This is a genomic window from Pseudomonas sp. Y24-6 (assembly GCF_020295325.1).
Classification (GTDB): Bacteria; Pseudomonadota; Gammaproteobacteria; order Pseudomonadales; family Pseudomonadaceae; genus Aquipseudomonas; species Aquipseudomonas gregormendelii.
This window is the reverse complement of sequence record NZ_JACBXG010000011.1, coordinates 65,853-79,808: the sequence shown is the minus strand read 5'-3', so window position 1 is coordinate 79,808 and position 13,956 is coordinate 65,853. Positions and strand designations below refer to the sequence as shown.

11 protein-coding genes are annotated in these 13,956 nt (G+C 59.6%); 3 read left to right on the top strand and 8 right to left on the bottom strand.

Annotated elements, in window-relative coordinates:
• Nucleotides 1-55 precede the first annotated feature (55 nt).
• A complete protein-coding gene (locus HYI44_RS20645) occupies nt 56-940 on the top strand; it encodes a DMT family transporter (RefSeq protein WP_225570341.1) in 885 nt (294 codons plus the stop codon).
• A 176-nt stretch (nt 941-1,116) separates the two neighbouring features.
• Here the strand turns inward: HYI44_RS20645 and HYI44_RS20640 are convergent, their stop codons facing one another.
• The 6 genes from HYI44_RS20640 to HYI44_RS20615 form a co-directional block, all read right to left on the bottom strand.
• Complete coding sequence (locus tag HYI44_RS20640; protein WP_225570340.1) at nt 1,117-2,304, bottom strand: phosphotransferase; 1,188 nt, start codon at nt 2,302-2,304, stop codon at nt 1,117-1,119.
• Nucleotides 2,301-3,338 (bottom strand): amidohydrolase family protein, encoded by a 1,038-nt coding sequence (locus HYI44_RS20635; protein WP_225570339.1) that lies wholly within the window; start codon nt 3,336-3,338, stop codon nt 2,301-2,303. The genes HYI44_RS20640 and HYI44_RS20635 overlap by 4 nt, the downstream gene beginning before the upstream one ends.
• A gap of 210 nt (nt 3,339-3,548) precedes the next feature.
• Nucleotides 3,549-4,910 carry a DUF1329 domain-containing protein gene (locus HYI44_RS20630; RefSeq protein ID WP_225570338.1) on the bottom strand — a complete coding sequence of 454 codons (1,362 nt, stop codon included), beginning with the start codon at nt 4,908-4,910 and terminating at the stop codon, nt 3,549-3,551.
• A 27-nt stretch (nt 4,911-4,937) separates the two neighbouring features.
• Nucleotides 4,938-6,605, bottom strand: coding sequence for a DUF1302 domain-containing protein (locus HYI44_RS20625; RefSeq protein WP_225570337.1), 1,668 nt, complete (start codon nt 6,603-6,605; stop codon nt 4,938-4,940).
• A 64-nt stretch (nt 6,606-6,669) separates the two neighbouring features.
• Entirely contained in the window at nt 6,670-8,160 is a 1,491-nt protein-coding gene (locus HYI44_RS20620) for an aldehyde dehydrogenase family protein (RefSeq protein ID WP_225570336.1), read from the bottom strand.
• Entirely contained in the window at nt 8,157-9,776 is a 1,620-nt protein-coding gene (locus tag HYI44_RS20615) for a GMC family oxidoreductase (RefSeq protein WP_225570335.1), read from the bottom strand. Before HYI44_RS20615 ends, HYI44_RS20620 begins: the two co-directional genes overlap by 4 nt.
• Before the next feature lie 600 nt (nt 9,777-10,376).
• On the opposite strand from HYI44_RS20615, the gene HYI44_RS20610 reads away from it, so the two are divergent.
• Nucleotides 10,377-11,000 (top strand): TetR/AcrR family transcriptional regulator, encoded by a 624-nt coding sequence (locus tag HYI44_RS20610; RefSeq protein ID WP_225570334.1) that lies wholly within the window; start codon nt 10,377-10,379, stop codon nt 10,998-11,000.
• Between the two features lie 5 nt (nt 11,001-11,005).
• Here the strand turns inward: HYI44_RS20610 and HYI44_RS20605 are convergent, their stop codons facing one another.
• Nucleotides 11,006-11,917, bottom strand: coding sequence for a LysR family transcriptional regulator (locus tag HYI44_RS20605; protein ID WP_225570333.1), 912 nt, complete (start codon nt 11,915-11,917; stop codon nt 11,006-11,008).
• A gap of 142 nt (nt 11,918-12,059) precedes the next feature.
• On the opposite strand from HYI44_RS20605, the gene HYI44_RS20600 reads away from it, so the two are divergent.
• Nucleotides 12,060-12,965 carry a helix-turn-helix domain-containing protein gene (locus tag HYI44_RS20600; protein WP_225570332.1) on the top strand — a complete coding sequence of 302 codons (906 nt, stop codon included), beginning with the start codon at nt 12,060-12,062 and terminating at the stop codon, nt 12,963-12,965.
• A 39-nt stretch (nt 12,966-13,004) separates the two neighbouring features.
• Here the strand turns inward: HYI44_RS20600 and HYI44_RS20595 are convergent, their stop codons facing one another.
• Nucleotides 13,005-13,931 (bottom strand): quinone oxidoreductase family protein, encoded by a 927-nt coding sequence (locus HYI44_RS20595; RefSeq protein ID WP_077748074.1) that lies wholly within the window; start codon nt 13,929-13,931, stop codon nt 13,005-13,007.
• Between the last annotated feature and the right edge of the window lie 25 nt (nt 13,932-13,956).

Below are 13,956 nucleotides of genomic sequence, written 5' to 3'. Positions count from 1 at the left end.
CACATCGACACCGTCCTGGTGCGCACTGCGCACCCTCAACGTTGGCGCACCCGTGATGAACTTGCTGTTCCCTGTTCTCGCCACACTGATCTGGGCCGCCAGTACCCTGGTCAATCGCCTGTCGGTTGGAGTGATTGACCCCGCCGCCATTTCCTTTTACCGCTGGCTGGTCGCGTTGCTGGTGTTGTCACCCGTGCTGTTGCCCAAGGTCTGGCGGTTGCGGCGGCAGATTCGGCCGCACCTGCCCAAGTTATTGTTGCTGGGCTTGCTCGGCATGTCGCTGTACCAGTCACTGGCTTATTTCGCCGCCCACACTGTCAGCGCCACTTCCATGGGGCTGATCCTGGCGACAATGCCCCTGCTCACCGTGCTGCTCGCCTTTCCCCTGCTCAATACCCGACCCACCGCGACCTTATTGGTCGGCGCTCTGGTGTCGTTTGCCGGACTGACCTGGTTGCTGGCCGCAGGCGACCTGCGCTCGCTCTGGGCACACGGCATTGGTCGAGGGGAATTGATGATGCTGCTGGCTTCGCTGTCGTACGCGCTGTATTGCGTGCTGGTGAAGCGCTGGCAGATTCCCCTGCCGACTTGGGAAAGCCTTTACGTGCAAATAATCTGCGGCACCCTGCTGCTGTTGCCACCTTTTTTGCTGGCCCCTTCGATAACCCTGACAACCAGTAACATGCCCCTGGTGTTGTTCGCGGGTCTGTTTGCCTCGGCGCTGGCACCCGGTTTGTGGATGCGTGGTTTGCAAACCCTGGGTCCGGAAAAAACCGCCGTGCTGATGAACCTGGTCCCTTTATTTACCGCGGTATTGGCGATTGTGTTGCTGGGGGAAACATTGCACCTGTATCACGCGGTCGGCGGCGGATTGATATTGCTGGGAATTGGATTGGCGCAATGGAAACCTGCGCGGGTCATGACCAGGGCCCCGACCTAGGTAACCAGCAAGGTATTTCGCAACGCCTGTCGGCCATGGTGTGTTCAGGCGATGCAATTGGTCTGTCCGTAATAGGGAGTGAGCGCCAATACGGCGACCACACCGGGTGGGCATGGCTTTCAAACTGCGAAAGTTATCCGCGCCATGCAGCAGCAAGTATTCCGGGTTGCTCATGCTCAATTCTCCAACAGGTGCTGATAGGCCTGTGTCAATGGCCGCGCGCCCTGCCCCAGTGTCGGCATCCGGCCTGGCTTACGGCCGTGAGTCAGCAAGTGCAGGGTATCGAAATCTTCAGCGGCGGCGAAGAAACGTTCCACCATCGGCAAGCCGGCCTGCCCCCACTCATCCATGTTCGACATCCAGGTTTGCATTCCCCAGACCGGCCAACGTCGCAGCTGTTCCCAGGCGGCGTCCTGGCCGAGCACGCCTTCGGCACCGAGGCTGATCAATTTTTCGCGGTACACCCGCAGCAAACGCTGTGCATCGGCGCGGCGCTCTGCCACGGTCAACGCGCCGAGCATGAAGTACGCGACATCGCGCCATGGCCGGCCATACCGGGCGAGTTGCCAGTCCAGCCAGATGCGCTGACCGTCACTGCGTAAAAAGCTGTTGCCCTGGTGCGAGTCGCCATGGATCAGACAACTGGGAGAAGTCTGCTCCCGTTCGAAGGCAGCCAATTCGTCGAAGGCATGGCAGAACAACTCCGGTGTCTCGTACATCCATTTCGGCAACAGACGCTGGTATTCCGGTTTGCGCAGATTGACCTTGATGTAGTTGTACATGCGCAGCAGGCCGTCGCTGTCCACCGGGTTGGCCATCGATACCGGCAGCCAGCCCTGCCCCCGTAGCTGTGGACCGTTCCAGGTGGCAGCATGCAACGTCGCCAGTGATTCCAGCCCCCGAGCGACGCCGTCCACGCCGAGGTGATCGGTGCTATGGCCAAATTCCCCGGCGGCCAGGCCAAGGTCTTCCATCATCACCACGCCTCGACCGCCGCCATCGGCGTCCCAGTCGGTGAACCAGGTGTCTGGCAGTGGCGCATCGGGCCAGCCGCGCGCCAAATGATAAAAGCGCGCTTCCAGCTCACAGATATCGCCGCTCTCGAAACCCTCGGACCAATTCGATTTCAGGCACACGTGCGCAGGAATCCCTGCGCGCTGACCGACCTCATTCAGCTCAAGCCTGGCGCGGAATTTGGTGGTGTGCCCGTTTCGAACTTCCACCGCCGTCAACGCCAGCACCTCGATGCCCGGATAACGCGGCTGCAATAACCGGGTTAGCCAGGCTGCGGTGATTTCGCTAAGGTGCCGGGGCAACCGCCCGCTGCGCTGCGGATAAGGCCGCTCCAGCGGGCTATTCGTCACGGCGTCAGCACCCGACCAGCACTGGCCGGTACTTTCAGCTTGAGCAGTTCGATCGCGTTACCACTGCGAATCCGCTCGCGGTCTTCAGCGGACAAGCCGATGCCTTCGGTCAGGTCGCCATGGTCGTAGGCGCCACCAAAGTTGGTGCCATACAACAGCCGTTCCGCGCCGACCACCTCGGCGACACCGCGACGCAAACCGGGCGCATGAACGTCGAGGTCGAAGTAAAAGTTCTGCAGGTATTCCATCAACGGACGCTGGTTGCGCGAGTCCGGTGCCATGGCCCGGTTCAGTTCGCTCAGGCGCCCCAACTGGAACACCGCCATGCCACCGGCGTGAGTGATGTAGGTTTTCAACGTCGGGAAAACATCCAGCGCGCCGCCGCAGATCAGGTACCAGAAGAACAGTGTTTCATCGACGCAGTCACCGACGATGGACGTGGTTTCGAACTTGTCGTCCGTGTGTTTTTCACCCCAGTAAATCGACTGGTTAAAGCCGTGCACCATGATCGGTACATCCAGCTGGGTTAGTTTTTCCCAGACGGGGAACAGGCGTTCGTCGTGAGCCTCCAAACCATTGAAGTTGGCCCCGCCGACGCACACACCCTTGGCGCCCAACTGAGTCACCGCGCGCTCAATTTCCTTGGCCGCATTCAGCGGATCCGCGAGGTTGGCGTGGCACCAGAAATCGAAGTGGTCGGGATCAGCCCGGCAAAATGCCGACAACTCGTCGTTGCAAATGCGTGCGTATTCGTTAGCGAAATCACCCGCCCAATACATAAAGCAGTGGGACGGCGTCGACATCACCAGTTTGTCGACACCCCGCTCGGCCATCAGCTTGCGACGGCTGGCGTGGCTCATGCGCGCGACGATATTGGCCTGCGCTTCGGCATCCGTCGCGGCTTTGGCCGGTTGCTTGGTGCCGAGGGAAAAATGCCCCACGGTCAGCCCCTGCACTTTCATGAATGGCCCCCAGAACTCGTGGCGGTTCAGCATGCCCTCAGTCAGCAAGTGGGCGTGGACATCAATCAGCATGGCGTTCTCCTTGTTGTAATTAGCCAGCAGACCGAACGACCCGCTCGCAGGGCATTCGGATCATTTTAAGGGATAACTGCACCTCTACTAATATAAACACATTTCTGATATGTGTTCATTTAATTATGAGTCGCAGGGTTGCCTTCTTATAAAATCCGCACAAAAAAAAGCGGCCGTCTCAGGCCGCAAATGCGTGTCCACTCGATGAAATCAGCGTTGTGTCTCCTGGGAAACAATCGACTCAGGTTTCATATCGCGCTCCGATAATGGCGCATCGTGTACCCGATACCCGCCCTTGAGCCCATCGTTGAGCAATGACCACATGCCTTTGTTGAAGTCATAGCTGACGTTTTTCACCGTGTACGGCAGGTTTTTGTCGTACAGCTGCACGCCGCTCTGGAACAGCGCTCGATACAGCACCCCGCCCTGGTCCCAAGCGTCATACAGGCCGGCACCAAAGGTGTCTTCGTCGAGGTAGTAAGTGCGCTTGCTGTAGACGTGGCGTTTGCCCGGTTTCAGTGTCGCCTCCACCACCCACACCCGGTGAAGTTCCCAGCGCTCGCAAGCTGGGTTGGCATGATGCGGCTTGAACTGTTCTTCCTGGCCGCAGCTGAAGTAGAACTTGTAGGCGTTGTACGGAATGTACATCTCCTTGCGGCCCACCAGTTTGTAGTCGAAGCGGTCCTGGCTGCCGGAGAACATCTGCAGTTCGTCGAACAGGTTAACACCGCCCTGGTTGGGCACCGGCGTGTCGTAGGCGAACTCAGGCGCCAACTTGATGCGGCGCATCCCTGGGGTGTAGCTCCAGGCACGCCGTGGCTGGCTTTGCGGGTCGAGGTAGTCGGCGAGGATGATCAGTTGCCCGGCACTGCGGGCCGGATAGCTGTCCAGCGCCCAGGCGCGGTAATACAACTGCGGATCTCGATCAGCCTGTTTAGTCTGGTAGTACGGGGCCTCCTCCATGGTGGCGGACTCAGCGGTCTTGGTCACCGAGCCTTGGGAATCCACTACCCAACTATTCGATGACTTCGTGGTGGTATAGCCCGGGCCCTTGTAGCGCAATTGCTGGTTCCAGATGACCTCGTTGCCATTTTGCGGCAGCGGGAACGGCAGCCCCCCTCGGCAAGCCGGATCGACCGCGAGGTTGTCCTTGGTAGTATGGCAATTACTGGCGTTGCGCACGGTGGCATCGAGCATGTCTTGCGGGTAGGCCGCGGTGCGGTGGCTGGGGTAGATATCCAGGTAATAGTCGGGGAATTTGCTCAGCAGCATTTTTTGCCCCCCACTCAACCGGCCGGCGTACTGCTCCATGTTTTTCGAATTGATCCGCAGTAGCGGTTTTTCGTCTTTGAAAGGGTCAGCCCAGAATCCGCTGTCTGGTTTGAAACCCGGCGGGCTTTGCGTCAGCCCACCCGTGTAGGGAGGAATGCTGCCATCGGCATTGCCCGCGATAATCGCACCGAACGGCGTCAGGGTTTTACCGATTTGTGCGACTTGGTCGGCCGGTGCCGCAGCCAGGCTGGCGGTGGCAATGCTCAACAGCGCCACCGCACATGCAAATTGTCCTTTCATAAACAGATACTCCGCTTCTTGGCTTTTTTAGATGGAGGTTTTGAAGGTGAAGGCCAGCCAGCCACGGTCGGTTCCGCCTACGGCGCCATTACCACCGACGGTGTCACCGGGAATGTTCTTCGACTGCGCTTCGGTGTCGGAGTAACGCAAGCCAAATTCGTACCGTTGGGCATAGGTCATTTGCACACCGGCCGACCAGGTGAGCGCGCCTTCGTTACCACCACCGGCGCTGGCGGCGTTGCCCGACAGGCCATAATTGACGGTCAGCGGCACGGTCATGTCCCAGGACGGGAATACCGACAGGTATTGCGGTGTGTAATTGACCGCAATGGCGGCGTAATCTCGGGTCGAGCAGCCGTCGCGTTTGTCCCCTGAACCGGGCGTGCCTACTCGTGGATCGACACAGTTGCTGTTGTTCTCTCCCAGGTAAAGCTCCTCGTGCTCGGTCACTTTTCGCAGATGGCTGTAGGCGAACTCTCCCACCAGTGTGGCGTTATTGGCGATAAAGTTACGCGGCACGCCATATACGGCGTTGGCGACGAAGTGGAACGTATCGCCACGCGGCCCTTCGTTGTCGGTCGGGTCGACGCCCACCGCGTTCAACGCACCGTCCTTGCGATACGAAATCTCGCTACCGATCGACACCGTGTCGAGCACAGTGGAAAGGCTCAGCCCGATGAGTTTGACGCTGCGAGGGTACACCAGGCGGTAACTGCCGGTGGCGGCCGAGACTTCTGGCGCCAGCCAGGGTTGGTAGTCATCGAACTGGCGGTAGTAAGCGCCCAACGTCGATTGAATCGCTTCAACGTCGTACTTGGCCATCAGACCCCAGTTGGCGGAGTCGCGACCGTATTTGGATTTTTCCCGATTAAAGGAAAAACCCGGGGCTACCGGCAATCGGTCCGGGCCTTCGAAAAACGGGTCCGCCGCGCCAAAGTAGGTGCCACCGTACGGAATGCGGGTGTAATCCCATTCGTAGAAATACTGCGCAGCCAGGGTCAGGTTGTCGGTGGCCTGGGCCTTGATGGATATCTGTCCGATGGGCAAGAAAACTTCCTTGGTTTCAATGCCAGGGCTGGTAACCGCCTTGGCGCCATCGAGCGGCGCTTGCGAGTAGGAAATCGCATGGGCGCCGAACAGCAATCCTTCGCCCCAGAAGTTGGTATGGCGGCCAACCTTGACGTTCACCGATGCATCGCCCAGGCGAAAGTTCTTCCAGACAAAGGCATCGAGAATTTCCCCGGATGGGCCTTCGACGTAGCGCTTCACTTGCGAACTGTAATGATCGTTGTCGTAGCTGGTCTGGAATCCGGCGACATGACTACGCACATCGTTATCGTGGTACGCCTGGTCATACCAGCCGGCAGCGCTGAGCCGTGCCCCCCAGTCCTTGCGGTAGGCAAAGTCGACTTCGGTGAGCAAATCGATACGGTTGGTGACGATGTCGCCCTTGTCGAATTTTCCGTCGGATTCATCGTAGTTGGGGTTGTTCATGATGCGCCGGTCCTGGTCTTCCATGCGCATCCCCAAGTTGTAGCGTAGGGTATTGTCCCAACGCAGGTGAAAGCCCGGGTTGGACAGTTCGATCGGCGCCGCCAACACCGCATCACCGAAACCCAACGCCATTTCCCCGACCGCCAGCAGTACCATCGCCCGCTGGGCTCGCATGCGCCCCTGTTTACTGATCTTTTTCATGCAAACCACCTTTTGTTTTTATTGTCAGTCGTTTTGTCTGCACCCCGGTCGCGGGGCGGCATGGCTAGCGCCCGATGGGGTAAATGATGGATTTTTCCTGGGTGAACTCTTTGAGCCAGTTCGGCCCGAATTCGCGGCCCAGGCCTGAACGCTTGAAGCCGCCAATCGGCGCATAAGGCAGGCTGCCGCTGCCGCCATTGAGGTACACGCTGCCCGCACGGATGCGTCTGGCCAGGGCGTAGGCGGTGGCGGCATCGGCCGAGGCCACGGCAGCGTTTAGGCCAAAGCGCGAATCATTGGCGATGGCCACGGCTTCGTCATCGCTGTCGAAACCGATCACCACCCCCACCGGCCCGAAGATTTCCTCTTGTGCAATCAGCATGTCGTTGCGCACGTCATCGAACAGGGTGATGTCGCTGAAGTAGCCCTGGCGCAGGTGCGCAGGCCGGCCCCCACCGCAGACCAGCGTGGCCCCGGCGTCGCGGCCGCTGGCGATGAAATGCTCGACCTTGGCGCGCTGCGACTCGCGGATCAGCGGCCCCATCATCACACTCGGGTCCGCCGGGTCACCGACCTTCCACTGCCCGGCAATGGCTTTGGCGCACTGCACGAATTGCTCGCGTAACGAGTGATGCACAACGAAGCGGGTGAGCAACGCACAGCCCTGCCCCGCGTTGACCGCCAGCCCTGCTACGGCCCCCAGTGCTGTAGCCTGAATGTCGGCATCGGCGCGCACGATCAATGCCGATTTGCCGCCCAGCTCCAGGTGCACACGCTTCAGGGTCGGCGCCGCCTGACTCATAATGTTCATGCCCACCGTTTCCGAACCGGTGAACGAGACCATGTCCACCCGCGGGTCGCTGCTCAACAGGCTGCCCACTTCAATACCGCCGGTGACAATGTTGAGAACGCCCTTGGGCAAGCCGATTTCTTCAGCGATCTGACCGAACAACAGCGCCGAGTACGGGGTAAATGGCGAAGGCTTGAGCACCAGGGTGTTGCCGGCCAGCAAGGCCGGAAACACCTTGGCGAGGTTGAGCAAAAACGGAAAGTTGTAGCCAGTGATGCCGGCCACCACGCCGATGGCCTCTCGCTCCACCGTGCCGCTGCCGAGAATCATGGGCCCGGTTGGGTTGAACGGATTGGGATTAGCCTGCACCGGAATCTGTAGGCTGTGGCTGTGAAGAGACTGCTCGATCGCGGTCAGTACATGGCCCAGCGGCATATCCACCTGCATGGCGTAAGTCACGCCTTGGGAACAGCCGACTTCAGCGATGATCAGCGCGGCAATCTGCTCCCTTTTGGCCACCAAAGCTGCGTGCATCCGCCGCATGTACCCGGCGCGTTCGGCCATGCTCAACCACGGCCAAGGGCCGTTATCAAAGGCGTTGCGTGCGGCGGCAATGGCCGCGTCGGCGCTGTGCAGATCACCGGTCGGTGCATGACCGATGACCCCTTCGGTGGCCGGGTTAAGCACCGCTTCGCGCGGACCGTCGACATCCACCCACGCGCCATCGATGTACAGCTTGTCCAGCTGGGTAAAGGGAACACTCATGGTGTTGGATCTCCTGAGACTTTGCCGGTAATAATTTCTGCAGCGCGCATGGCAATGGCCATGGCCGGGGCGTTGGTGTTGCCGGAAACCAGGCACGGCATCACCGAGGTGTCGACCACCCGCAGGCCCTCGACACCACGCACTCGCAGTTCGGGGTCGAGCACAGACGCGCTGTCGGCACCCATGCGGCAGGTTCCGGAAACGTGATAGGCGGTCTGGCCGAAGCGGCGGAACGCGGCAAGAATCTGTGCGTCACTTTCTACCTTCGGTCCTGGTGTCAGCTCGCCGACAATGAATGGCTTGAGTACCGGCTGCGCAGCCAGACGACGGAACCAGCGAAACAAGGCAATTGCGGAGGTGCGATCGATCTCGGCGCTCAAGTAATTGGCGTTGATTTGTGGTGCAACCGTGGCGTCCGCCGATTGAATGCGCACCTCACCCTGGCTCTGCGGACGCAGGAAATAGCCACCGATGGTCAGGCCAGGCTGCTTGTCGATTTCGACTTTGTTGCCGTCGCCGTCCATGGAATAGAGGCTGACGCCGATTTGCGCATCCGGACGATCCAGCTCCGGACGGGTCTTGATGAAACCACCGGCCTCGTGGGCGGCATGGGTCATCGGCCCCTTCCTGCGCAGAAAGTATTGCGCCACTGCACCGAGTAACCCCACCCCATGGAAACAGTGGTTGAAACTGCCACGGGTGACCCGGTACTGCATGGCCATGTACACGTGCTCACGCAGGTTGCGACCCACCTCAGGGGCGTCGTGCAGCACACTGATACCCAGCGAGTTCAACAGTGCGGCCGGGCCGATGCCAGAAAGTTGCAAGAGCTTCGGCGATTCAATGGCACCGGCGCACAACAACACCTCGCGACGCACTTCAAAGCGTTCCTTGCCGGCACTGTTGTTGACCAGCACGGCACAGGCACGGTGATTGCTGAACTCGATGCGTTGCACATCCGTGTCGGTCATAACCGTCAAGTTCGGGCGTGTACGCACCGGGTCGAGAAAGGCTTTAGCTGCGCTGAATCGCTGGCCTTTCCAAGTGGTTTGCGGCTGATAGCCAAAGCCACCCTGGATGACCGAGTCGATATGATTAGTGTCTTCAGTACGCGCCACACCCAGCTCACCGGCCGCGCTGATGATGGCATCGCACAGGGCGTGGCCCGACGGGTGCACGGTAACTTTGAGCGGGCCACCGACTCCGCGCCATTGGCTCTTGCCCAACTGATGGTCTTCGAGGGCGACAAACTGCCGGCCCATGTCTTTCCAGCCCCATCCGGCGCAGCCTTGCGCTTCCCAATGGTCATAATCGGCTGGCGCTCCGCGCACATAGACCATGCCGTTGACCGAACTTGAGCCGCCGATTGTTTTGCCCTTGAGCCATTGCTCGTCGCTCATACCCTCGCCGCGTGCGGCCTTGTAGCTCCACACATGCGGATTGCCAGGGCTGAGCAGTTTGCCAATGCCACGGGGCATGGCAATCAACGGGCTGGTGTCATCCGGTCCGCTCTCGATCAGCAGCACCGAAACGGTCGAGTCGGCAGACAAGCGATTGGCCAGGACGCAGCCGGATGACCCAGCACCGATGATGATGTAGTCGTAGGTTTTGCTCATTGTGGTTCTTCTTTTGCTGGTTGCTGTAAGCCTTCCACTCTCCAGGGCGGCACTCACCGGTGTTCGTCGGGTGTATCGCGAACCTCGATGACCCGTTCCGGGCAGGCACGGGCACCGCGTTTCGCCAGCCGCTCTTGCCCAATCAGCACACTGAAGCCGCTGCTGGCCGATGTAGCCGTTGTCATCGAGTGGATAGAGCGCCGGCGCGACGTTGTTGCAGCGGGCATGACCTACGCAGCCGGATTGGTTGATAGGCGTTTTCGCCGTGGGCGGTGAGCGCTGCCCATAGATCGAAATCGCGGACAGGGTGCTTGGGAATGTGCGCAGGAAAAGGTGCAGGCGTTTCAAGAGCGTTATTCATTATTGTTCTCCAGGTCTCTATCGGACTGGAGAAACGGTAAGGCCGCAGGCGCAAAGCCACAACGAACAGAAGCGCAAATCTGTACGGCACAGGCGGAATTAATTAACATTTTCGTAGAATATGTTCTAAAACTAACCCTGCTGGTGCAAAACATCCTCTGTCATTGTGTGCTGATCACCGCCGGGAAGCTCTTGTACCCGCCGTCATGAAACCAATAAAAAGCGCTGCCGAGGTTCAGAATGTCTCACCTAGCTTCCGTGCAAACAGCCGATAAAAATCACGCCAGTCAACGCCACGCCTTGCGTTCGCAACGCACCCGGGAATTGCTGCTGGACCACATGTATCGCCTTGCGCTGGAAAAGGGCTACGAAGGTATTACGGTCCAGCAGTTACTGGACAGTACAGGGGTTGCGCGCTCCACCTTCTACGCGCACTTTCGCGACAAGGAGGATCTGATCGTCGCCGGGTACGAAGCCATTGGCGTTCCCTCGACCAAGGTCACCGAAGTCGATGGCGACCGCCGTGTCCTGCTGGATGTTTCGGCCTGGCTGTTCAGCGCCACCGAACGTCATGCGGCACTGACGACGGCGTTCTTCAGCGGCACGGGACAGAACGTGATTCTCGCGCACCTGGAAAATATCTTGATCATCCAGGTCCGGGAACACTACCGGAAACAGGGCCTGTACCAAATCGATCAACTGCGTGGCGAGGGCGCCGTGCGCTGTTTCGTCGGTGCCTTGGTGGGGCTGTGGTTGTGGTGGGTGCGCCACGACTATCCGAACCCGGCGCGGGAAATGACCGAAATCTTCGACAGCTTGATGAACAACGGCACCTGGCCGCCTGACAACAGCGTGCGCCAGTAGCGGGATCAAGAGGCGCAGGCCATGACCAGAAACTGTCGGAATGCCTGGGTCGGTTCCGACAAACAGTTATCCGGCAGCCAGATCACTCCGAGTTCCATGGGTGGAATCACGTCCACCAGCGGGCGGATCTCAATCTTTTTGCCTTCCAGGGACCAGGCCCGGTACAGCATGTCCGAGAGAATGGTCACGCCGAATCCATGCCCCACCAGCCCGCGCAATGCCTCCATGGATGAGGTACGAAAAGCCACCTTGGGTGCCAGACCGCGGGATTCCCAATAGCGCATGGTCGAGGTCTCCCCTTCATCGACCGTGGCCAGGATATAGGCATGCTCTGCGACGTCTTCGAGATTGATCGAGGTGGCAGATATCAATGGGTGCTGACTGGCCAACCAGAGTTGGCGGCGCGAACGAATCAGAACATGGTGAGCAAAACCGTGCAAGTTCGGCGTGTTGGAGACAATCGCCAGGCCCAAGTCGAGGTCGCCATTGCTCAAGGCTGCTTCAATGCTCTGGCGGTCCATGTCGATCAGGTCGATCTCTACCTGAGGGTAGCTACGTTTGAAGCGTGCCAGAAGCGCTGGCAGAAAATAGCCCAACACGGTGTAGGAGGCACCTACACGCACGGTGCCCTGCATCGCATGGCCGAGGAACAGCGGTTCACTGAGCGCGTCCTGCAGGGTGTCGAGAATGTGCCGTGCATGCTGGGAAAACTTATTGCCTTCAGCAGTCAGCGCCACGCCGTGAGGCAAGCGGTCGAACAGGCTGACGCCCATGGACTGTTCCAGATGCAACACCGCCGCCGTAATCGCCGACTGCGATACATGCGTCTTCAGTGCCGCCTGGGAAAACTGGCCGGCGTCGGCGGCGGCAACGAAATAGCGCAATTGGCGCATCGAAATATCTTTGCCTTTTGTCATCTGATTTTCTGATACCTGACGCCTGAATTTATGAAACAGCTCGGTCCACATGCTGGTTACACTCGAGACCGGGTAGCTGCCCTGACGTACCGTTATCCTTCGAATTTCAGCGCCAATAATAAAAATGGCTGAAGGTTGAAAAATGAACGCCATCCACTACAGCGAGTACGACTGTGAAGCGTCGGGCAATTTCCTGACTGAAGCTTCATTAGCCAGACAGGGCTTCGACATCCGGGTTGAACATGCGCAATGGTCCAACACCGGGACAGCCTTGATCGAAACCGGCGACAGTTGCCTGTTACGCCTGATGCTGCCTGCCAGTTCGCAGATCAAGCCTAATTGCGGCGGTTTTTCCAGCCACGGCGAACCTCAGTTCCAGCCTCTGGGCAAGCTGTTGTTCATTCCCCATGGCACCGAGTTCCACCTGCGCCACGATGCCGGCGAGCAAAAGGCCCTGGTGTGTCTGTTCGACCCCTCCTCACTCGGCGTCCTGGGCAGCTATCGCTGGAACTGGCAGGACAACGTCAGCGCAGCCATGCTCAACCTGCAAAGCGGTTACTTGCACGCCTCGTTGCAACGGCTGGCAGAAGAAGTGGCCAACCCCGGCTTCGCCAGCGAACTGCACACCGAGTGCCTGCTCACCAGCATTGCCCTGGACTTGCGCCGCGAATTTATCGACGCGCCAGACGAGGCAGCCAGTGCCTCACTCAACGCTGAAAAACTAAGCCCCCGTCAACTCAACATTCTGCGTGAACTGCTCGACAGCGCCAGTGACGAAGGCCGCTCCCTGGGTCATCTGGCGCGGGCCTGCGAACTACCGTTGCGGACCCTGTCCAGTCGCTGCAAAAACACCACCGGCGTTACCTTGCGCCAGTTCGCTGCGCAAACCCGCTTGCAAAAGGCCGTGGCGCTGTTGGCTGACCCACGGTTGCTGATCAAACAAGTGGCCTATCAGGCCGGCTTCAACAACGCCGCCGCTTTCAGTGCGGCCTTCCGTAAAGAGCTCGGTGTCACACCCGAGGAGTTTCGCCACCAGCGCCAGCGCTGAAAGGCACCCGGATAAGGGCGCATTCCAGCAATACGGGCTTTAACGACGAATCGTGGCGGTGATTTTGGCGTGTGGCCCATTGACCTGAGCGGCCCAGGCTTCAGCCGCCTGATCGAGGGTGAAATCCAGGTAATCCACCTGAATCTGCTGCTCCTTGGCGATCTTCAGCAGACGCAGCCAGATCTGTTCCCGGTCTGCGGGCGGGCGCTGGCCCGTGCCGATGCACGATAAGTTGCGAAACAACAGATCGGCAATATCCAGATTGAGCTGGCGGCCGGCTCCCGTGCCAATGGTCATTATCCGCGCGCCCCAGTTGGTGGCCTTCAGCGACGTCAACATCGGTTGACCGCACACGAGGTCGAGCACCACATCAAATCCGCCATCGGCCGCATCCTTGAGCGCCGCTACATCATCGCTGCCACCCAGGGTCACCACTTCATCGGCAAGGCCTCGCGACTTCAATCGCCCCAACGCTTCAGCGGACCGCGCAGCACCGACCACCTTGCCGGCACCCAGACCGCGCGCCAGTTGCAGGGCGATCTGGCCGAGAGTGCCGGTGGCGCCCAGGATCAGCACCTTCTCACCCTTCTGAATCGCGGCTTTTTCCAAGGGCACGATGGCGCCGGTCGCAGCGATGCCCATGCTGATCGCGGTTTTATCGTCCACGTCGTCCGGCACATTCCATACTTCGGCTTGCGGCACCAGGGTGCGCTCTGCCCAGGCACCAAACGGCAACACCGATCGTTCGCCGAAATACACCCGGCGGCCATCCGGCGCACGTCCAACGCCTTCGCCGCGAATGACACAGGGATATTCAACACCCAGACGGTAGGCGCCGAGTACATCCCAGCCGCCAAGGCCAGCGGTATCGACATCGATCAGCACCGAGCCGTCTTGCAGTTGCGGATCACGAAATTCGCCCACTACCGGCGGCGCATTACGTTCGGAAATGATTGCTGCACGCATGGCATTTTCCTTGTCTGTTTTATTG

Excerpts from the sequence above, each read along its gene's own strand:
- HYI44_RS20645 (WP_225570341.1), top strand. The coding sequence starts at position 56 with ATGAACTTGCTGTTCCCTGTTCTCGCCACACTGATCTGGGCCGCCAGT.
- HYI44_RS20635 (WP_225570339.1), bottom strand. The coding sequence starts at position 3,338 with ATGCTGATTGATGTCCACGCCCACTTGCTGACTGAGGGCATGCTGAAC.
- HYI44_RS20630 (WP_225570338.1), bottom strand. The coding sequence starts at position 4,910 with ATGAAAGGACAATTTGCATGTGCGGTGGCGCTGTTGAGCATTGCCACC.
- HYI44_RS20625 (WP_225570337.1), bottom strand. The coding sequence starts at position 6,605 with ATGAAAAAGATCAGTAAACAGGGGCGCATGCGAGCCCAGCGGGCGATG.
- HYI44_RS20620 (WP_225570336.1), bottom strand. The coding sequence starts at position 8,160 with ATGAGTGTTCCCTTTACCCAGCTGGACAAGCTGTACATCGATGGCGCG.
- HYI44_RS20615 (WP_225570335.1), bottom strand. The coding sequence starts at position 9,776 with ATGAGCAAAACCTACGACTACATCATCATCGGTGCTGGGTCATCCGGC.
- HYI44_RS20610 (WP_225570334.1), top strand. The coding sequence starts at position 10,377 with ATGTCTCACCTAGCTTCCGTGCAAACAGCCGATAAAAATCACGCCAGT.
- HYI44_RS20605 (WP_225570333.1), bottom strand. The coding sequence starts at position 11,917 with ATGACAAAAGGCAAAGATATTTCGATGCGCCAATTGCGCTATTTCGTT.
- HYI44_RS20600 (WP_225570332.1), top strand. The coding sequence starts at position 12,060 with ATGAACGCCATCCACTACAGCGAGTACGACTGTGAAGCGTCGGGCAAT.
- HYI44_RS20595 (WP_077748074.1), bottom strand. The coding sequence starts at position 13,931 with ATGCGTGCAGCAATCATTTCCGAACGTAATGCGCCGCCGGTAGTGGGC.